This window comes from Klebsiella sp. P1927 (assembly GCF_018204675.1).
Lineage (GTDB): Bacteria > Pseudomonadota > Gammaproteobacteria > Enterobacterales > Enterobacteriaceae > Klebsiella > Klebsiella pneumoniae.
On sequence record NZ_CP073377.1, the window covers coordinates 1,891,462 to 1,908,841 of the forward strand.

Here is a 17,380-nt window from a genome sequence, read left to right on the forward strand (position 1 = left end):
TACGGACGCTAAATTCAATGAGCCGGCGAGATTATGCCTGTTCATCATTTGTACTGTCCTAAAAAAATGTATTTTAGAGAGTTATAATGAAGCTTTTAAAGACAGTACCCGCAGCGGTTATGCTGGCGGGGGGGCTTTTTGCGTCTGTTGGCGCAATGGCCGATGATTCTGTATTTACCGTCATGGATGACCCTTCCGCTGCCAAAAAACCGTTCGAAGGGGTGGTTAACGCAGGCTACCTGGCGCAGTCCGGCAACACCAAGAGCTCTTCGATGACGGCGGATTCCACCCTGACCTGGTATGGTAATACCACCGCCTGGTCGCTGTGGGGCAACGCCAGCAACACGTCGTCCAATGATGAGCGATCCTCAGAAAAATATGCTGTCGGCGGACGTAGCCGCTACAACCTGACCGATATGAACTATGTCTTTGGTCAGGGTAGCTGGCTAACAGACCGCTACAACGGCTATCAACAGCGCGATGTTGTGACGGCGGGCTATGGTCGTCAGATCCTCAACGGGCCGGTGCACAGTCTGCGGTTTGAATTCGGTCCTGGCGTTCGCTATGACGAATATACCGACGGGGATACTGATACCCAGCCGCTGGGTTATGCTTCGGGTACATGGGCCTGGCAGATGACCGATAACGCCAAATTTTCGCAAGGGGTATCGGTGTTCGGCGCCGAGGACACCACGGTCAACTCAGAGAGCGCGTTAAACGTGGCGATTAACGCCCATTTCGCCCTGAAGGTCGCCTACAACGTGACCTGGAACTCTGAGCCGCCTGCGTCCGCGCCGGAGCATACCGATCGCCGGACCTCGCTCTCCCTCGGGTATAAGATGTAATATTTCAGGCCGGGTTTTCCCCGGCCTGTTCGTTTTGGTTTTAGCAATTAGTGATATTATTTTTTCTGGCCGTTCGTTTTACTTTTTGTAAAAAGGAAATAGCCCTCCATTTTTTCTCCATTATTCACGAGCGCCTGACAAATATTCATTCTATTTGACACAAATAGCTAAATATTCGACGGACAAATATGTGATCTGGATCTATACTAACAACCACTGACCGGAGGGCGACATAGCCCGGTCTGTTTTCCGTAATAAGAGAATTAACATCATGAAAAACAATCGTTATACCATCGCAGCCCTGGCGCTGTGCGTGCTTTCTTTTGGCGCATCAGCCGCCACGCCCGTTCCGCCATCGGGTCATCAGGATCATACCCAGGTAGGTATCGCCAAAGCCTCTGACGTTGAGGCTGGTTCGAATATTGCGCCCGGCGCCCCTACCACCGGAAAATCCATGAACGACGCCTTTAATGTGCATACGCTGGTGGCCGGCGAGTGGTCTTAATATTGCAGGCTATCGTTTCGCGAGCGGTCTAATAAGCCGGGTTAAGTGGTACCGGTTTAATGGCCCGCGGTATACATTCAGCAGGCAATATCTCCACGTCTCTTTTATCATGTCCGAATAATATCGTCCGGCGCCATTGGCCAATATTACCGCGCCACATCGCTTATATTCTGCTTTTTATCCGTGGCCCTCTTGTTTTCTCCGCATTCCGCCATCATTTATGCTGTTGCGGCTTTAATCACGTACCAATGATGTGTAAACTACTCCCCGGTGTTATCAGCAGGCGGCTGCAGGGGGGAGCGATCGTTCCGGTCGTGCTCCTATTTTCGCAGAGTGAAGCGGGAACTGCGCCTTAACCTGATGATAATTATGATTATATAGTTTTGTATGTGCTCTTTCGTGCGGGGCACCACTGCAAATAAGGACATAAAATGCCTGTAATTACGCTTCCTGATGGCAGCCAACGCCATTTTGACCACGCAGTTAGTCCGATGGATGTCGCGCTGGATATCGGTCCAGGCCTGGCGAAAGCCACCATTGCCGGGCGGGTAAATGGTGAACTGGTAGACGCCTGTGACCCGATCGAATCCGATTCCACTCTCTCTATCATCACCGCGAAAGATGAAGAAGGGCTGGAGATCATTCGTCACTCCTGCGCGCACCTGTTAGGCCATGCCATCAAACAGCTGTGGCCCAACACCAAAATGGCTATCGGTCCGGTTGTCGATAATGGTTTCTACTATGACGTAGACCTCGACCACACCCTGACCCAGGAAGATATCGACGCGCTCGAAAAACGTATGCATGAGCTCGCCGAGAAAAACTACGACGTTATCAAGAAGAAAGTGAGCTGGCATGAAGCGCGTGAAACCTTCGTGAAACGCGGCGAAAGCTATAAAGTTTCTATTCTTGATGAAAACATTGCCCATGATGACAAGCCTGGCCTGTATCATCATGAAGAATATATCGATATGTGCCGCGGTCCGCACGTACCGAACATGCGCTTCTGCCATCACTTTAAGCTGATGAAAACCGCCGGAGCCTACTGGCGCGGCGACAGCAACAATAAAATGTTGCAGCGTATCTACGGCACCGCGTGGGCAGATAAAAAAGCGCTGAATGCCTACCTGCAGCGTCTGGAAGAAGCCGCCAAGCGTGACCACCGTAAAATCGGTAAGCAGCTCGACCTGTATCACATGCAGGAAGAGGCGCCGGGGATGGTGTTCTGGCACAATGACGGCTGGACCATCTTCCGTGAACTGGAAACGTTTGTTCGTTCTAAACTGAAAGAGTACCAGTATCAGGAAGTAAAAGGTCCGTTCATGATGGACCGTGTGCTGTGGGAAAAAACCGGCCACTGGGACAACTACAAAGATGCGATGTTCACCACCTCTTCTGAGAACCGTGAATACTGTATCAAGCCGATGAACTGCCCGGGTCACGTGCAGATCTTCAACCAGGGGCTGAAATCCTACCGCGACCTGCCGCTGCGTATGGCGGAATTCGGTAGCTGCCACCGTAACGAACCGTCTGGCGCGCTGCATGGTCTGATGCGCGTGCGCGGCTTTACCCAGGATGATGCGCATATCTTCTGTACTGAAGATCAGGTTCGCGATGAAGTGAACGCCTGTATTCGTATGGTCTACGATATGTATAGCACCTTTGGCTTCGAGAAGATCGTCGTCAAACTGTCGACTCGCCCGGAAAAACGTATCGGTAGCGACGAGACCTGGGATCGCGCGGAAGCGGATCTGGCGGTGGCGCTGGAAGAAAATAACATCCCATTTGAATATCAACTGGGTGAAGGGGCGTTCTACGGCCCGAAAATTGAATTTACCCTGTATGACTGCCTCGATCGTGCATGGCAGTGCGGTACCGTACAGCTGGACTTCTCTCTGCCGCAGCGTTTAAGCGCCTCCTATGTGGGCGAAAACAACGAGCGTCAGGTGCCGGTCATGATTCACCGTGCGATTCTCGGTTCTCTGGAGCGCTTCATTGGCATCCTGACCGAAGAGTTCGCAGGCTTCTTCCCAACCTGGATTGCACCAGTGCAGGTAGTGGTCATGAATATTACCGATTCTCAGGCTGAATACGTTAACGAATTGACGCGTAAACTACAAAATGCGGGCATTCGTGTAAAAGCAGACTTGAGAAATGAGAAGATTGGCTTTAAAATCCGCGAGCACACTTTACGTCGTGTCCCGTATATGTTGGTCTGTGGCGACAAAGAAGTCGAAGCCGGCAAAGTGGCCGTGCGCACCCGTCGCGGGAAAGACCTCGGCAGCATGGACGTAAATGAAGTGATCGAGAAGCTGCAACAAGAGATTCGCAGCCGCAGTCTTCAACAACTGGAGGAATAAGGTATTAAAGGCGGAAAACGAGTTCAAACGGCACGTCCGAATCGTATTAATGGCGAGATTCGCGCCCAGGAAGTTCGCTTAACAGGTCTGGAAGGTGAGCAGCTGGGAATTGTGAGTCTGAGAGAAGCTATCGAAAAGGCTGAAGAGGCTGGAGTAGATTTAGTTGAAATCAGCCCTAACGCCGAGCCGCCAGTTTGTCGTATCATGGACTACGGCAAGTTCCTTTATGAAAAGAGTAAGTCTTCTAAGGAACAGAAGAAGAAGCAGAAAGTTATCCAGGTTAAGGAAATTAAATTCCGCCCTGGTACTGATGAAGGTGACTATCAGGTAAAACTCCGCAGCCTGATTCGCTTTCTCGAAGATGGCGATAAGGCCAAGATCACGCTGCGTTTCCGCGGTCGTGAGATGGCCCACCAGCAGATCGGTATGGAAGTGCTTAACCGCGTGAAAGACGATCTGGTTGAACTGGCAGTAGTCGAATCCTTCCCAACGAAGATCGAAGGCCGCCAGATGATCATGGTGCTCGCTCCTAAGAAGAAACAGTAAGGCCATCAAGAAACATTTCCGGTGGGCTTCGGCTCACTGGTTTTGTTCGCCTTTGTTTCGTTTATTAACAATGCGAAGTGGAAGTTATTAAAATGCCAAAAATTAAGACCGTACGCGGTGCTGCTAAGCGCTTCAAAAAAACCGGTAAAGGTGGTTTTAAGCACAAGCACGCTAACCTGCGTCACATTCTGACTAAAAAAGCTACCAAGCGTAAACGTCACCTGCGTCCGAAAGCCATGGTTTCCAAAGGCGATCTGGGCCTGGTTATCGCGTGCCTGCCGTACGCATAAGTCGTTAACGTTTAACTTTTTTAACTTAGAATAGATACAGGAGAGCACACATGGCTCGCGTAAAACGTGGTGTAATTGCACGTGCACGTCACAAGAAAATTTTGAAACAAGCTAAAGGCTACTACGGTGCGCGTTCTCGCGTATACCGCGTTGCCTTCCAGGCTGTTATCAAAGCTGGTCAGTACGCTTACCGTGACCGTCGTCAACGTAAACGTCAGTTCCGTCAACTGTGGATTGCACGTATCAACGCAGCAGCACGTCAGAACGGTATTTCTTACAGCAAATTCATCAATGGCCTGAAAAAAGCCTCTGTTGAAATCGACCGTAAGATCCTGGCTGACATCGCTGTATTCGACAAAGTAGCGTTCACCGCTCTGGTCGAAAAAGCGAAAGCAGCTCTGGCATAAGCCAGTTGAAAGAGGGAGCTTGTCTCCCTCTTTTCGTTTCAACACCATCAATACATTGACTTTTATCGGCGCAGGCTTTTCAATACAGCTCTGACGTTTCTTACCAGACAAGGTAATGCAAGCATGAATGCTGCTATTTTCCGCTTCTTTTTTTACTTCAGCACCTGAACTCAGGGGGCTTGCGCGTGAAAGAAGAAACGGAAAACAGCGCCAGAAAGCCTCCCCTGTGGAGGCTTTTTTCGTATATGGATTCGGAATATTAATTTCACTATAACCGGTGTCTGCACCGACATAATGAGGAAAACCATGTCACATCTCGCAGAGCTGGTTGCCAGTGCCAAGGCAGCCATTAACGAGGCATCAGATGTTGCTGCGCTGGACAACGTCCGCGTGGAATACCTGGGTAAAAAAGGGCATCTGACCCTGCAAATGACCACCCTGCGTGAGCTGCCGCCGGAAGAGCGTCCGGCAGCCGGTGCGGTCATCAACGAGGCGAAAGAGCAGGTGCAGCAGGCGCTGAACGCGCGTAAAGCTGAACTGGAAGGCGCAGCGCTGAATGCGCGTCTGGCCGCAGAGACCATTGACGTCTCGCTGCCGGGTCGCCGCATTGAAAACGGCGGCCTGCATCCGGTTACTCGCACCATCGACCGTATTGAAAGTTTCTTCGGTGAGCTCGGCTTTACCGTGGCGACGGGCCCGGAAATCGAAGACGATTACCACAACTTCGATGCGCTGAATATTCCGGGTCACCATCCGGCGCGCGCTGACCACGACACTTTCTGGTTCGATGCCACTCGCCTGCTGCGTACGCAGACCTCCGGCGTGCAGATCCGCACCATGGAAAACCAGCAGCCGCCTATCCGTATTATCGCGCCGGGCCGCGTCTATCGTAACGACTACGATCAGACCCACACCCCGATGTTCCATCAGATGGAAGGTCTGATCGTTGATAAAAATATCAGCTTCACCAACCTGAAAGGGACGCTGCACGACTTCCTGAACAACTTCTTTGAAGAAGATCTGCAGGTCCGCTTCCGTCCGTCCTACTTCCCGTTCACCGAACCGTCTGCGGAAGTTGACGTGATGGGTAAAAACGGCAAATGGCTGGAAGTGCTGGGCTGCGGGATGGTGCACCCGAACGTGCTGCGTAACGTGGGTATCGATCCGGAAGTCTACTCCGGCTTCGCCTTCGGCATGGGCATGGAGCGTCTGACCATGCTGCGCTATGGCGTCACCGATCTGCGCGCGTTCTTCGAAAACGATCTGCGTTTCCTCAAACAGTTTAAATAAGGGCAGGACAGAACAATGAAATTCAGTGAACTGTGGTTACGCGAATGGGTTAACCCGGCGATCGACAGCGAAGCGCTTTCCGATCAGATCACCATGGCGGGCCTCGAAGTAGATGGCGTTGAGCCGGTCGCCGGCAGCTTCAACGGCGTCGTTGTCGGTGAAGTGGTGGAGTGCGGTCAGCACCCGAACGCCGATAAACTGCGCGTCACCAAAGTCAACGTCGGCGGCGAACGCCTGCTGGACATCGTCTGCGGCGCGCCAAACTGCCGTCAGGGGCTAAAGGTCGCGGTAGCCACCATCGGCGCCGTGCTGCCGGGCGATTTCAAAATCAAGGCCGCGAAGCTGCGCGGCGAGCCGTCTGAGGGGATGCTGTGCTCCTTCTCCGAGCTGGGTATTTCCGACGACCATAGCGGTATCATCGAGCTGCCGGCAGATGCGCCCATCGGTACCGATATTCGCGAATATCTCAAGCTTGACGATAACACCATCGAAATCAGCGTCACGCCAAACCGCGCCGACTGCCTGGGCATCATTGGCGTGGCGCGCGATGTCGCTGTCCTGAACAAAGCGCCGCTGAACGCGCCGGAAATCACGCCGGTTGCCGCGACGATTGACGACGTGCTGCCGATTCAGGTTGACGCGCCGCAGGCTTGCCCGCGCTATCTGGGGCGCGTGGTGAAAGGTATCAACGTCAAAGCGCCGACGCCGCTGTGGATGAAAGAGAAGCTGCGCCGCTGCGGGATCCGCTCCATCGACGCGGTGGTTGACGTGACCAACTATGTGCTGCTTGAGCTGGGTCAGCCGATGCACGCCTTTGACCGCGACCGTATTGAAGGCGGGATCGTGGTGCGCATGGCGAAAGAAGGGGAAACCCTGGTCCTGCTCGATGGCTCTGAAGCAAAGCTCGACAGCGACACTCTGGTCATTGCAGACCATAACAAAGCGCTGGCGATGGGGGGGATCTTCGGCGGGGAACACTCCGGCGTTAACGACGAAACCCAGAACGTGCTGCTGGAATGCGCGTTCTTCAGCCCGCTGTCCATTACCGGCCGCGCGCGCCGTCATGGCCTGCACACCGATGCCTCTCACCGCTATGAGCGCGGCGTCGATCCGGCCCTGCAGTATAAAGCGCTGGAGCGTGCAACCCGTCTGCTGATCGACCTCTGCGGCGGTGAAGCCGGCCCGGTCATTGACGTTACCAGCAAAGAGAATCTACCAACACGCGCCACCATTACGCTGCGTCGCAGCAAGCTGGATCGCCTGATTGGCCACCATATCGCTGACGCGCAGGTCACCGACATTCTGCAGCGCCTCGGCTGCGAAGTGACGGTTGGCGAGGGCGAATGGCAGGCGGTTGCGCCGAGCTGGCGTTTCGACATGGAGATCGAAGAAGATCTGGTTGAAGAAGTGGCTCGCGTTTACGGCTACAACAACATTCCTGACGAGCCGGTGCAGGCGGGTCTGATCATGGGAACCCACCGCGAAGCGGACCTGTCGCTGAAGCGCGTGAAAACGCTGCTGAACGACAAAGGCTATCAGGAAGTGATCACCTACAGCTTCGTCGACCCGAAAGTCCAGCAGCTGATCCACGCCGGGGAAGAGGCGCTGATCCTGCCAAGCCCGATCTCCAGCGAAATGTCGGCGATGCGCCTGTCGCTGTGGACCGGCCTGCTGGGCACCGTGGTCTACAACCAGAACCGTCAGCAGAGCCGGGTGCGCATCTTTGAGAGCGGCCTGCGCTTTGTGCCGGACACCAATGCGCCGCTGGGCATTCGTCAGGATGTGATGCTGGCCGGGGCGATCTGCGGCAACCGCTACGAAGAGCACTGGACACTGGCGAAAGAGACGGTCGATTTCTATGATCTGAAAGGCGATCTGGAAGCCGTTCTGGATTTAACCGGAAAATTAGCGGATATCGAATTCCGTGCTGAAGCGACCACCGCGCTGCATCCGGGACAATCCGCAGCGATTTATCTTAAAGGTGAACGCATTGGTTTCATTGGGGTTGTTCATCCTGAGCTGGAACGTAAACTGGATCTGAACGGTCGCACTCTGGTGTTCGAACTGGAGTGGAACAAGCTCGCAGACCGCGTGGTGCCTCAGGCGCGCGATATTTCCCGCTTCCCGGCGAACCGTCGCGACATCGCGGTGCTGGTCGCGGAAAACGTGGCTGCCGCCGATGTTTTAGCCGAATGTAAGAAAGTTGGCGTAAATCAGGTAGTTGGCGTAAACTTATTTGACGTGTACCGTGGTAAGGGTGTGGCGGAAGGGTATAAGAGCCTTGCGATTAGCCTGATCCTGCAGGATACCAGCCGTACACTCGAAGAAGAGGAGATTGCCGCTACCGTTGCCAGATGTGTAGAGGCATTAAAAGAGCGATTCCAGGCATCATTGAGGGATTGAACCTATGGCGCTTACAAAAGCTGAAATGTCAGAATATCTGTTTGATAAGCTTGGGCTTAGCAAGCGGGATGCCAAAGAACTGGTCGAGTTGTTTTTCGAAGAGATCCGTCGTGCTCTGGAAAACGGAGAACAGGTCAAACTCTCCGGGTTCGGCAACTTCGATTTGCGGGATAAAAACCAACGCCCGGGACGTAACCCGAAGACGGGGGAGGATATTCCCATTACAGCCCGGCGCGTGGTGACCTTCAGACCCGGTCAGAAGCTGAAAAGCCGTGTCGAAAACGCGTCGCCGAAAGACAAATAATCTGAACTAATTAAAAAGGCCGCATTGCGGCCTTTTTCTTTTCTGTCAATCTTTACGCTTTGACGGCGGTGAGCATGATCTCCACCAGGATTTCTGGTCGCGCCATCTCCGCCTGCACGGCCGCTCGCGCCGGGCTATAGCCTTCCGGCATCCATTGCACCCACACCTCATTGAATGCGGCAAAGTCACGCTCGATATTTTTCAACCAGATCTGCGCGGAGAGAATGTGCTGCTTATCGCTCCCGGCCGCGGCCAGCAGCGCGTCGATCTTCTCCAGTACTTCACGGGTTTGTAAAACGATATCGTCTTCATTGCTTTTTGGCGTCTGCCCGGAGAGGAACAGCAGATCGCCATACGCAACGCTGGCGGCAAGACGAGGTTGTGGATTATTGCGAATAATTGTCATGCGGTTTGTTTCCATGTGAGACCTTCTAAAGAAATGTCTGGCATCTGATTGTCGATTAACGCGCCCAGCACCACCGCGCTGCCGGCGGCGAGAGTAAAGCCGAGGCTACCCTGGCCGAGGTTCATCCACAGGTTGGGGTATCCGGCGCGCCCCAGCATCGGCGGGCCAGCTGGCGTTGACGGGCGCATGCCGGTCCAGACTTCGGCCTCGTCCAGCCCCTCCAGTTCAGGAAAGCTGCGGGCGACGATGTTTTTCAGCGCCTGAATGCGGCTTTCGCGCAGTTCGTCGCCGTCGTAGCCGATGTCCACCATCGCCGCGATACGCAGCTGTTGGCCAAGGCGGGCATAAACGATTTTGTGCCCGTAGTCGGTGACGCTGATGTCAGGGGCAATACCTGCTTTTTCAGGATAGGGCAGGGTCAGGCTGTACCCCTTCAGGGCGCACAGCGGCACGCGAACCCCCAGATGCCCAAGCAGAGAACCACTGCCGTTACCGGCGGCGACGACATACTCATCGCCGGTGAGGGTCCCCTGACTGGTCTCCAGGCTGCTGATGCGTCCCCCGCGCTTATTGAGTCGCCGCACCTCACACTGGGTCAGCAGGCTAAAGTCGCTGCTGGCATTGAGCTTGTCGAGCAGGGCAAGGCAGAACTGATGACAATCTGCCGTTTCATCGCCTGGCGAATAGATTCCGCCCTGCAGAGAAGGACTAATATGTTTGAGCGCCGGCTCCAGCTGCAGGCAGGCTTCAGCATTCAGCGCCTGCTGATACTGAGGATCAATCCCTTTTGCTGCTTTATTAAAATCATATTCGCGACGATGGATAATTAATTTTCCGCTGCGCCGCCAGTGGAAATCGGCAAGATTATCCTCATCCCGCCACGCCTGCATGACCTGACGGCTGAGCAACGACAGGCGTAAAATATGGTCGCCATTCATTTTATTGGTCTGGTTATTACAGGCGCGCAGAAACTGCAGCAGCCAGCGCCACTGCTGGAGAGACATCCTGAGACGCATATTCAGCGGCGAATCGGCTTTGCCCATCCATTTCATTCCCTGCAGGGGAACGCCGCTGTCGGCAAGGGGGGCGACGTAGCGGTAACTTAATTGTCCGCCGTTGGCAAAACTGGTGGCGCTGCCCGGTTCGGCATTGCGCTCCAGTAATTGCACCTGATGGCCGCGCTTGATCAGTTCCCAGGCCGTGGCCAGACCGACCACGCCGCCGCCGATAATGACAATGCGTTTGTTCATAACCCGATATATCCACCGCTGATAAATTTATCGGGTTATGTCAAAGCATTTACCCCAGCGGCGCAATTGACTTTTTATGGTCAGGGTATAACCGCAGGTTAATCTCCTTGAGCTGCTGGCGCAGACGCTGGCAGAGAAAATCGACGAACTTTTGCGCCATCGGGCTCAGGGAAACGTCGGCCCGGCGTAACAGACAGAGGTTAATCGCCATCGGCGGCGTAATGGGATGGATCATCTCCGGGGCCAGGTTGTGCTGGGCGGAGAAGATATCAGTGATGCTGCAGCCCATGCCGCGCTTCACGAACTCGGTGGCCATATAGTAGGTCTGGACGTTTAGCCGGGTGGTGGAAAAGTCGCGACGGGTGGCGATGGCGGCAGAGAGCGAGTGCGGTCCCGGCGAGATCCAGCGCTGCTGGTCGATCTGATCGATCTCCACCGCCCCCTGACGATAATGACGGTCGATGTACACCAGCGGTACTTCGGCAATCAGGGTGGTCAGGATCTCTCCCTGCTGCACCGGCTGTAGCGTCAGCGCCAAATCTATCTCGCGCAAATCCAGTTTTTTGACCAGCGTCTCGGTGTGCTCGGTAGTGAGCGTCATCACCACGTTGCTGTTTTGCTGATAAAAGTCGGTCACCAGCTCCGGCACCAGGCTTAACCCCAGGCTTGGCAGACAGCCTAAAGTGATCTTGGCGCGCGGATCGCGAGCCAGGTTGTCGGCCAGCAGGCGCAGGTTGTCCAGGTCCTGATAAATGCTCTGCGCTTTTTCGAAAAGTGTGATCGCCTCGCTGGTCGGCAGCAGCTTGCCGCGCACCCGCTGAAACAGGGTAAAACCCAGCTTCATTTCGGCGCTTTTTAACGCTTTGCTGGCCGCGGGCTGGGAGATATTGAGCGCTTCCGCCGCCCGCGATAAAGAGCCGCAGGTCATGACGGCATAGAAGATTTCCAGATGACGCAGTTTCATGAACAGTTAACTCAGGGTTATAGCCTACCGATAAAAAGTCATTTTCTACTAACACTAAGTTAACATAGATTTAATCACCAATCAGCGCATTGGTTACATCTTGTGCTGTAGACCCCGCCCAATGGCGGCATATTACGCTCTCAGAATCGTTTCCTTTGTACCCAAACAAACCCTCAGGCCGCGGCCAATCAATAATGAAAAAGAGGGAGGATATTTTCTGAGCAGGCCCCCATACACCACCTGACCATCATGGTCGGATTGATTGGCATTAAGGAGTGTTATGAGTGACTCAACGCTCACAGGCAATGCGCCTGTCAGACAAAATATCACGCGGAAAAACGTTATTATTGGTCTGTTATTGCTGCTGTTCGTGTTGATCGCGCTGTGGTGCCACGGTCGACCAGGCAGCGAGCTTGGTCTGCTGGGATTTACGCCGCTGGTGGCGCTAGCGATATTATCGCTGATCGGCGTTGATATTGTGCTGGCGGTCATCTCCTCGATTATTATCGCCATGATAATGACCTCGACCGGCCTGCCGGAAATGGGCACGATGCTGGCGAAATCCACCGGGTCATTTATTGCCACCGTTGGGCTTATCATTATGCTCGGCGCCGGCGTGGGGGAAGTGGCCACCCGCACCGGCGCAGCGGTTGAGCTGGTAAAATTTGTCGTCCATCGCATCGGGTTGTCGAGTCAGACGCGGGTGAAATTCGGCATTGTGGCGTCATCGATTTTAATTTGCGGTTCGCTGGGCACTATGGCCGGTGGCAATGCCATTATCGTGGCAGTAATCATTCCGGTGGCGGCAGCGGTACGCTTGACGCCGCCAACGGTCGCCGCGCTGATGATGACCGCCGGTTCCGTTGGGCTGTTTACCGGGCCTTTCACCCCCAGTACCGTGACGATCCTCAGCCTCGGTGGGTTGAGCTATCCGGACTATCTGCTGTACGTTGGTCTGCCGATGAGCGCGGTCACGCTGCTGGCCGGCTGGGTAATGGCGGGACGGATCCAGAAGATGACCGAAGGCAAACTGCGCTATGACGTCGATCTCGCGGAAAAGCCGCAAGAGGATCTCAGCGCCGCGCAGCAGCGTCGGCGTAAATTAAGCGCGCTGGCCTTCGCGGCGACCATCATCGTGATGGCGATCGTTGGCGTGGTGATTAAAGCCGGCTTCAGCTTCGCGATAATCGTGATGCTGCTGGTGGCCCTGATGACCGGCCTGGTAGGCGGCCTGCGACCGACGCAGATCCTTCAGGCACTGTATCACGGCTGCGGCCGTCTGGTGTGGATGTTTATTCTCTACTGGCTGTACAACCCGATCCTTGAGCTGATGGATGGCCTGCACGCCTATCAGGGGCTGCTGGAGTATACCCAACCGCTGCTGGAGGGGATCTCCCCGGCCTGGCTGTGCTTTAGCATCTTCGCGTTCAATATTATCGGCCATGTGCCCGGTGCGGCGGTGGCCCAGATGACCTTTACTCATAAAATCTTTGGCCCGATGCTGATGGCCGCCGGCGTGCCGCCCCAGGGGACCACCGCCGTGCTGCTGGCCTCATCCCAGGTGGACTGGTTCGGGCCGTTTCCCTCATCAGATATGTTCGGCCAGATGGGGCTGGCGCAGTCTACTCATCTGAAATATATGCTCTATAACGGCTGGGCAATCGTGGTGGCGAACATCATTCTCTTTGCGCTGCTGTTTCAGATTCTGGTGTGACGAACGACCGCAGACGCGGAGGAGATTTTCCTTCGCGTCGACGAACGGGCGCGAGGTTTTCCTTTTCTCACCGCGACAGCCACCGTAAAATCAGCCTCTTGTTCCCCCTGCGTAATGGAATCTATGCTGACTCTCGCCCATCTTCAACAGCGCCGCAGCCGGCGTTGGCTCTTCGGATTAACGCTGTTGCTGCTGGTCACCCTGCTGATCAGCCTGTGCGCGGGGGAGCAATGGATCCCGCCCGGCGAGTGGCTCAGCGCCAAAGGTCAGCTGTTTATCTGGCAGATCCGCCTGCCGCGAACCCTGGCGGTGCTGCTGGTGGGGGCGGCGCTGGCGCTCTCCGGGGCGATTATGCAGGCGTTGTTTGAAAATCCTCTGGCGGAGCCGGGGCTGCTGGGGGTCTCCAACGGCGCGGGCGTCGGGCTGATTGCCGCCGTCCTGCTGGGCAAAGGAGTCTTGCCCGGCTGGGCGCTCGGCCTGTGTGCCATCTTTGGCGCGCTGCTGATCACTTTTATTCTGCTGCGTTTTGCCCGCCGCCATCTGTCTACCAGCCGTCTGCTGCTGGCGGGGGTGGCGCTGGGGATCATCTGCAGCGCCCTGATGACCTGGGCAGTCTACTTCTCCACCTCTTTTGACCTGCGTCAGCTAATGTACTGGATGATGGGCGGGTTTGGCGGCGTCGACTGGCAACAGCTGTGGCTGATGATAGCCCTCCTGCCGGTGCTCTGCTGGGCCTGTCTGCAGTCGCAACCCCTGAATTTACTGGCGCTGGGCGAAGTCTCCGCTCGTCAGCTTGGGCTGCCGCTGTGGCTGTGGCGCAAATTACTGGTGGTGGCGACCGGCTGGATGGTCGGCGTTAGCGTGGCGCTGGCGGGGGCGATTGGCTTTATCGGTCTGGTGATCCCGCATATTCTGCGGCTATGCGGCTTGAGCGATCACCGGGTGTTGCTCCCGGCCTGTATGCTGGCCGGGGCAAGCGCCTTGCTGGGGGCGGATATCATTGCCCGGCTGGCGCTTTCCGCCGCAGAGCTGCCGATTGGCGTGGTGACGGCGACCCTGGGCGCGCCGGTCTTTATCTGGTTGCTGCTGCGTTCGCGGGGGCGGGGATAGCGCGGCGCCGTCGGCAGGGACGGCGCCGGTTCAGGCTTACCAGCCTTTGATCGCGTCGCCTTTGTAGACTTCCTTCGCTTTTTCCGCGACTTCGCTGGTCTGGAAGGCGGCTTTTAATTCCTGAATTTTCTTGCTGTCCTTATTATCCTCGCGGGCGACTATCGCATTCACGTATGGGGAATCCGGCCCCTCCATAAACAGACCGTCGCGGGCGGCCGACAGGCCCGCCTGGGCGGAGAAGTTGGTGTTAATGATTGACAGGCTGACGTTCGGATCGTCAAGGGTACGGGTCAGCTGCGGGGTATCCACTTCAACAATTTTCAGCTGTTTCGGATTGTCGATGATATCCAGCGTGGTGGGTAAATAGCCGACGCCCGGTTTCAGCTTGAGTAACCCCTGCGCCTGAAGCAGCAGCAGGCTGCGGCCCAGGGTGGTGGTTTCATTAGAGATGGTCACCGTCGCCCCTTCGGGCAGTTCGCTGATATTTTTGATCCGGTGAGAATAGGCGGCGATAGGGAAGACAAAGGTTTTACCGACCACCGCAAATTTATAGCCGCGTTCTTTCGACTGCGCCTCAAGGTACGGCAGGGTCTGGAAGGCGTTGGCATCGACATCTTTGTTGTTCAGCGCTTCGTTGGGCAGCACATAATCATTGAAGGAGACCACTTCGACGTCGAGGTGGTATTTATCCTTCGCCACCTGCTCCACCACTTTCCAGATGGCTTCGTCCGGCCCGGTATTGATAGCGACTTTTACTTTATTATCTTCATCCGGGGAGCAGGCGCTCAGCAGGGCGACAGAGGTGGCGATTAACGCCAGGCTAAACAACTTCTTCATCACTAAAACTCTCTTAAATTAACAAGTAACGAAACCATATTACATTCATGGAACACTGTACACGGAAATGGTCGACGGCCCAATTGAGAGGATTTCATGTTGCCGGCGGCCAGCGAAGCGCTGTTACATCATGCGACAACTCGGGGGGAATGGCAGTAGAATGGCGGGCGCTGAATCCGCTACAGTAGAAAGGGATCACCTTCACCGGAAACCGGTTTATCCATTGAGGACAGGCTATGCAACATGACATTCTGAATACCGAAGTGACGACCATTGATGGCGAGAAAACCACCCTGGCATCCTTTGCCGGCAAGGTGCTGCTGATCGTCAATGTGGCCTCGAAATGCGGCCTGACGCCGCAGTATGAGCAACTCGAGGATCTGCAAAAGCAGTTTGCCGCCGAGGGCTTCAGCGTGCTGGGGTTCCCCTGCAACCAGTTCCTCGGCCAGGAGCCGGGCAGTGAAGAGGAGATTAAGACCTTCTGCAGCACCACCTACGGCGTCACCTTCCCGCTGTTTAGCAAAATTGACGTCAACGGTGAACATCGCGCGCCGCTCTATCAAAAACTGATTGCCGCCGCGCCGAAAGCGGTGGCCCCGGAAGGCAGCGGTTTTTATGAGCGGATGGCCAGCAAAGGCCGGGCGCCGCTGTATGTGGACGACATTCTGTGGAACTTCGAAAAATTCCTCATCGATCGCCAGGGCAACGTCATTCAGCGCTTCTCGCCGGATATGACGCCGGATGATCCGCAGCTGGTGGCGGCGATTAAAGGAGCGCTGGCGCAATAATGTCGTTTCTGATGCAGCTACAGGATGTAGAAGCGGCGGGGCGCCTGGCCCCGTTTTCTGCGGCCTTTCGCGCCGGGGAGATTGTCCATCTGGTGGGGCCGAACGGCGCAGGGAAGAGCACGCTGCTGACCCGCATGGCGGGGCTGTCCGACGGCCCCGGCACGGTTCATTTTAACGGCCGGCTGCTTGACGAGTGGCCGGCGAGGGAGCTGGCGCGCCGTCGCGGATATCTGTGTCAACACCAGACCCCGCCGTTCGCCATGCCGGTATGGCACTACCTGGCGCTGCATATGCAGCAGCAGGGTGATAGCGCCCGTCTGAGCGATATCGCGGCCAGGCTTGGTCTGGACAATAAGCTGGGCCGTCCGGTCAATCAGCTGTCGGGCGGCGAGTGGCAGCGCGTGCGGCTGGCGGCAGTGCTCCTGCAGATCGATCCCTTGAGTAATTCCGCGGGTCAGCTGCTGCTGCTGGATGAGCCGATGAACAGTCTGGATGTGGCCCAGCAGGCGGCGCTGGATCGGCTGTTACACGAGCTGAGCGCGGCGGGGATTGCGGTGGTGATGAGCAGCCACGATCTCAACCATACCCTGCGCCACGCCGGTCAGAGCTGGCTGCTCTGCCAGGGGGAAGCCATCGCCTGCGGGGAGACCGCCGAGGTGCTGAATGAGGAAAATTTAACCGCCGCCTATGCGATCCCGTTCCAGCGCGTTGAGGTGGCCGGTCATATTATGCTCATCGCGTCACAGTAGCACGCAGTTATCTTGTCACTATATTGATAAACAAGCTAAATTATTGCGATAGAGACTAGGGACAGAGGGATCATCTGAAATGCGCTTCTGGTTCATGTTGGCGGCGGCGTTAATTTTAGCCGGCTGCAGCAGCCATCGGGCACCGCCGCCGAATCCTCGGCTGGCAGACTCCATTACGGTGGTGGCGAATCTGAACGAGCAGCTGCGCAGCTGGCGCGGCGCGCCGTATCGCTACGGCGGCATGACGCCGCGCGGCGTTGACTGCTCCGGCTTCGTGGTGCGCACGTTTCGCGATAAATATGCCCTCCAGCTGCCGCGTGAAACCCGCGAGCAGGCGGAGATCGGCACCCGCATCGATAAGCGCGATCTGCTGCCCGGCGATCTGGTGTTCTTCAAAACCGGCTCAGGGGAGAGCGGTTTGCACGTTGGCATCTACGATACCGACAACCAGTTTATTCACGCCTCCACCAGCCAGGGCGTCACCCGTTCCTCGCTGGATAACGTCTACTGGAACAAAAAGTTCTGGCAGGCGCGGCGAATCTGACGTCATTCAGAAGCAAGAGGGAAGCGAACGCTTCCCTTTTTTATGCCGATAACCCTGCACTCCGCCCG

The 17,380-nt window shown here is 55.8% G+C and carries 19 protein-coding genes and 1 other annotated feature; of the genes, 15 read left to right on the plus strand and 4 right to left on the minus strand.

Annotated features, from left to right (window positions below; genetic code table 11):
• Positions 1–86: 86 nt before the first annotated feature.
• From KB892_RS09560 to ihfA, 10 genes are all read left to right on the plus strand, one after another.
• Entirely contained in the window at positions 87–845 is a 759-nt protein-coding gene (locus tag KB892_RS09560; RefSeq protein WP_002910030.1) for a DUF481 domain-containing protein, read from the plus strand.
• 271 nt (positions 846–1,116) lie between these two features.
• Positions 1,117–1,350, plus strand: a complete 234-nt coding sequence (locus KB892_RS09565; protein WP_002910028.1) for a YdgH/BhsA/McbA family protein — start codon at positions 1,117–1,119, stop codon at positions 1,348–1,350.
• Positions 1,351–1,781: 431 nt separating this feature from the next.
• Positions 1,782–3,710 carry a threonine--tRNA ligase gene (thrS, locus tag KB892_RS09570; RefSeq protein ID WP_002910026.1) on the plus strand — a complete coding sequence of 643 codons (1,929 nt, stop codon included), beginning with the start codon at positions 1,782–1,784 and terminating at the stop codon, positions 3,708–3,710.
• A gap of 3 nt (positions 3,711–3,713) precedes the next feature.
• Positions 3,714–4,256: a translation initiation factor IF-3 gene (gene infC, locus KB892_RS09575; protein ID WP_004189469.1), complete on the plus strand. Its 543-nt coding sequence runs from the start codon at positions 3,714–3,716 to the stop codon at positions 4,254–4,256.
• A 92-nt stretch (positions 4,257–4,348) separates the two neighbouring features.
• Positions 4,349–4,546 carry a 50S ribosomal protein L35 gene (rpmI, locus tag KB892_RS09580; protein WP_001124225.1) on the plus strand — a complete coding sequence of 66 codons (198 nt, stop codon included), beginning with the start codon at positions 4,349–4,351 and terminating at the stop codon, positions 4,544–4,546.
• A 50-nt stretch (positions 4,547–4,596) separates the two neighbouring features.
• Entirely contained in the window at positions 4,597–4,953 is a 357-nt protein-coding gene (gene rplT / locus KB892_RS09585) for a 50S ribosomal protein L20 (RefSeq protein ID WP_000124850.1), read from the plus strand.
• Positions 4,954–5,071: 118 nt separating this feature from the next.
• Positions 5,072–5,196: a sequence feature (Phe leader region), on the plus strand.
• On the plus strand, positions 5,077–5,121 hold the full coding sequence (gene pheM, locus KB892_RS09590; RefSeq protein WP_001386830.1) for a pheST operon leader peptide PheM: 45 nt from the start codon (positions 5,077–5,079) through the stop codon (positions 5,119–5,121). Its footprint overlaps the feature before it by 45 nt.
• Before the next feature lie 63 nt (positions 5,197–5,259).
• Positions 5,260–6,243 carry a phenylalanine--tRNA ligase subunit alpha gene (gene pheS / locus KB892_RS09595; RefSeq protein ID WP_002909105.1) on the plus strand — a complete coding sequence of 328 codons (984 nt, stop codon included), beginning with the start codon at positions 5,260–5,262 and terminating at the stop codon, positions 6,241–6,243.
• Positions 6,244–6,258: 15 nt separating this feature from the next.
• Positions 6,259–8,646 carry a phenylalanine--tRNA ligase subunit beta gene (pheT, locus tag KB892_RS09600; protein WP_002909101.1) on the plus strand — a complete coding sequence of 796 codons (2,388 nt, stop codon included), beginning with the start codon at positions 6,259–6,261 and terminating at the stop codon, positions 8,644–8,646.
• Between the two features lie 4 nt (positions 8,647–8,650).
• On the plus strand, positions 8,651–8,950 hold the full coding sequence (gene ihfA, locus KB892_RS09605; RefSeq protein ID WP_002909098.1) for an integration host factor subunit alpha: 300 nt from the start codon (positions 8,651–8,653) through the stop codon (positions 8,948–8,950).
• Positions 8,951–9,002: 52 nt separating this feature from the next.
• On the opposite strand, the gene KB892_RS09610 is transcribed toward ihfA, so the two are convergent.
• Genes KB892_RS09610 through KB892_RS09620 form a run of 3 tightly spaced genes read right to left on the minus strand, consistent with a single transcriptional unit; the run spans position 9,003 to position 11,570 of the window.
• Positions 9,003–9,356 carry a RidA family protein gene (locus KB892_RS09610; RefSeq protein ID WP_002909094.1) on the minus strand — a complete coding sequence of 118 codons (354 nt, stop codon included), beginning with the start codon at positions 9,354–9,356 and terminating at the stop codon, positions 9,003–9,005.
• Positions 9,353–10,606 (minus strand): D-amino acid dehydrogenase, encoded by a 1,254-nt coding sequence (locus KB892_RS09615; protein WP_004200267.1) that lies wholly within the window; start codon positions 10,604–10,606, stop codon positions 9,353–9,355. The genes KB892_RS09610 and KB892_RS09615 overlap by 4 nt, the downstream gene beginning before the upstream one ends.
• A 49-nt stretch (positions 10,607–10,655) precedes the next feature.
• Entirely contained in the window at positions 10,656–11,570 is a 915-nt protein-coding gene (locus KB892_RS09620) for an HTH-type transcriptional regulator AdmX (RefSeq protein ID WP_004200266.1), read from the minus strand.
• A 280-nt stretch (positions 11,571–11,850) separates the two neighbouring features.
• Here KB892_RS09620 and KB892_RS09625 point away from each other — a divergent pair, with 280 nt between their 5' ends.
• On the plus strand, positions 11,851–13,284 hold the full coding sequence (locus tag KB892_RS09625) for a gluconate:proton symporter (RefSeq protein ID WP_004184568.1): 1,434 nt from the start codon (positions 11,851–11,853) through the stop codon (positions 13,282–13,284).
• A gap of 123 nt (positions 13,285–13,407) precedes the next feature.
• The gene (gene btuC, locus KB892_RS09630) at positions 13,408–14,394 is read left to right on the plus strand and encodes a vitamin B12 ABC transporter permease BtuC (RefSeq protein WP_004200265.1); all 987 of its coding nucleotides are present in this window, start codon (positions 13,408–13,410) and stop codon (positions 14,392–14,394) included.
• 36 nt (positions 14,395–14,430) lie between these two features.
• On the opposite strand, the gene KB892_RS09635 is transcribed toward btuC, so the two are convergent.
• On the minus strand, positions 14,431–15,231 hold the full coding sequence (locus KB892_RS09635; protein ID WP_002909085.1) for a MetQ/NlpA family ABC transporter substrate-binding protein: 801 nt from the start codon (positions 15,229–15,231) through the stop codon (positions 14,431–14,433).
• A gap of 236 nt (positions 15,232–15,467) precedes the next feature.
• On the opposite strand from KB892_RS09635, the gene KB892_RS09640 reads away from it, so the two are divergent.
• The 3 genes from KB892_RS09640 to KB892_RS09650 all read left to right on the plus strand — a co-directional run bounded on the left by KB892_RS09640 (position 15,468) and on the right by KB892_RS09650 (position 17,312).
• A complete protein-coding gene (locus KB892_RS09640) occupies positions 15,468–16,019 on the plus strand; it encodes a glutathione peroxidase (RefSeq protein ID WP_004180371.1) in 552 nt (183 codons plus the stop codon).
• Positions 16,019–16,768, plus strand: coding sequence for a vitamin B12 ABC transporter ATP-binding protein BtuD (gene btuD, locus KB892_RS09645; RefSeq protein ID WP_004200263.1), 750 nt, complete (start codon positions 16,019–16,021; stop codon positions 16,766–16,768). The genes KB892_RS09640 and btuD overlap by 1 nt, the downstream gene beginning before the upstream one ends.
• A 79-nt stretch (positions 16,769–16,847) precedes the next feature.
• On the plus strand, positions 16,848–17,312 hold the full coding sequence (locus tag KB892_RS09650) for an NlpC/P60 family protein (RefSeq protein WP_087758108.1): 465 nt from the start codon (positions 16,848–16,850) through the stop codon (positions 17,310–17,312).
• The last annotated feature ends 68 nt before the right edge of the window (positions 17,313–17,380 follow it).

What these genes read in the sequence shown, in the direction of transcription:
- KB892_RS09560 (WP_002910030.1), top strand. Translation starts at nt 87, where the DNA reads ATGAAGCTTTTAAAGACAGTACCCGCAGCGGTTATGCTGGCGGGGGGG.
- KB892_RS09565 (WP_002910028.1), top strand. Translation starts at nt 1,117, where the DNA reads ATGAAAAACAATCGTTATACCATCGCAGCCCTGGCGCTGTGCGTGCTT.
- thrS (WP_002910026.1), top strand. Translation starts at nt 1,782, where the DNA reads ATGCCTGTAATTACGCTTCCTGATGGCAGCCAACGCCATTTTGACCAC.
- rpmI (WP_001124225.1), top strand. Translation starts at nt 4,349, where the DNA reads ATGCCAAAAATTAAGACCGTACGCGGTGCTGCTAAGCGCTTCAAAAAA.
- rplT (WP_000124850.1), top strand. Translation starts at nt 4,597, where the DNA reads ATGGCTCGCGTAAAACGTGGTGTAATTGCACGTGCACGTCACAAGAAA.
- pheS (WP_002909105.1), top strand. Translation starts at nt 5,260, where the DNA reads ATGTCACATCTCGCAGAGCTGGTTGCCAGTGCCAAGGCAGCCATTAAC.
- pheT (WP_002909101.1), top strand. Translation starts at nt 6,259, where the DNA reads ATGAAATTCAGTGAACTGTGGTTACGCGAATGGGTTAACCCGGCGATC.
- ihfA (WP_002909098.1), top strand. Translation starts at nt 8,651, where the DNA reads ATGGCGCTTACAAAAGCTGAAATGTCAGAATATCTGTTTGATAAGCTT.
- KB892_RS09610 (WP_002909094.1), bottom strand. Translation starts at nt 9,356, where the DNA reads ATGACAATTATTCGCAATAATCCACAACCTCGTCTTGCCGCCAGCGTT.
- KB892_RS09615 (WP_004200267.1), bottom strand. Translation starts at nt 10,606, where the DNA reads ATGAACAAACGCATTGTCATTATCGGCGGCGGCGTGGTCGGTCTGGCC.
- KB892_RS09620 (WP_004200266.1), bottom strand. Translation starts at nt 11,570, where the DNA reads ATGAAACTGCGTCATCTGGAAATCTTCTATGCCGTCATGACCTGCGGC.
- KB892_RS09625 (WP_004184568.1), top strand. Translation starts at nt 11,851, where the DNA reads ATGAGTGACTCAACGCTCACAGGCAATGCGCCTGTCAGACAAAATATC.
- btuC (WP_004200265.1), top strand. Translation starts at nt 13,408, where the DNA reads ATGCTGACTCTCGCCCATCTTCAACAGCGCCGCAGCCGGCGTTGGCTC.
- KB892_RS09635 (WP_002909085.1), bottom strand. Translation starts at nt 15,231, where the DNA reads ATGAAGAAGTTGTTTAGCCTGGCGTTAATCGCCACCTCTGTCGCCCTG.
- KB892_RS09640 (WP_004180371.1), top strand. Translation starts at nt 15,468, where the DNA reads ATGCAACATGACATTCTGAATACCGAAGTGACGACCATTGATGGCGAG.
- btuD (WP_004200263.1), top strand. Translation starts at nt 16,019, where the DNA reads ATGTCGTTTCTGATGCAGCTACAGGATGTAGAAGCGGCGGGGCGCCTG.
- KB892_RS09650 (WP_087758108.1), top strand. Translation starts at nt 16,848, where the DNA reads ATGCGCTTCTGGTTCATGTTGGCGGCGGCGTTAATTTTAGCCGGCTGC.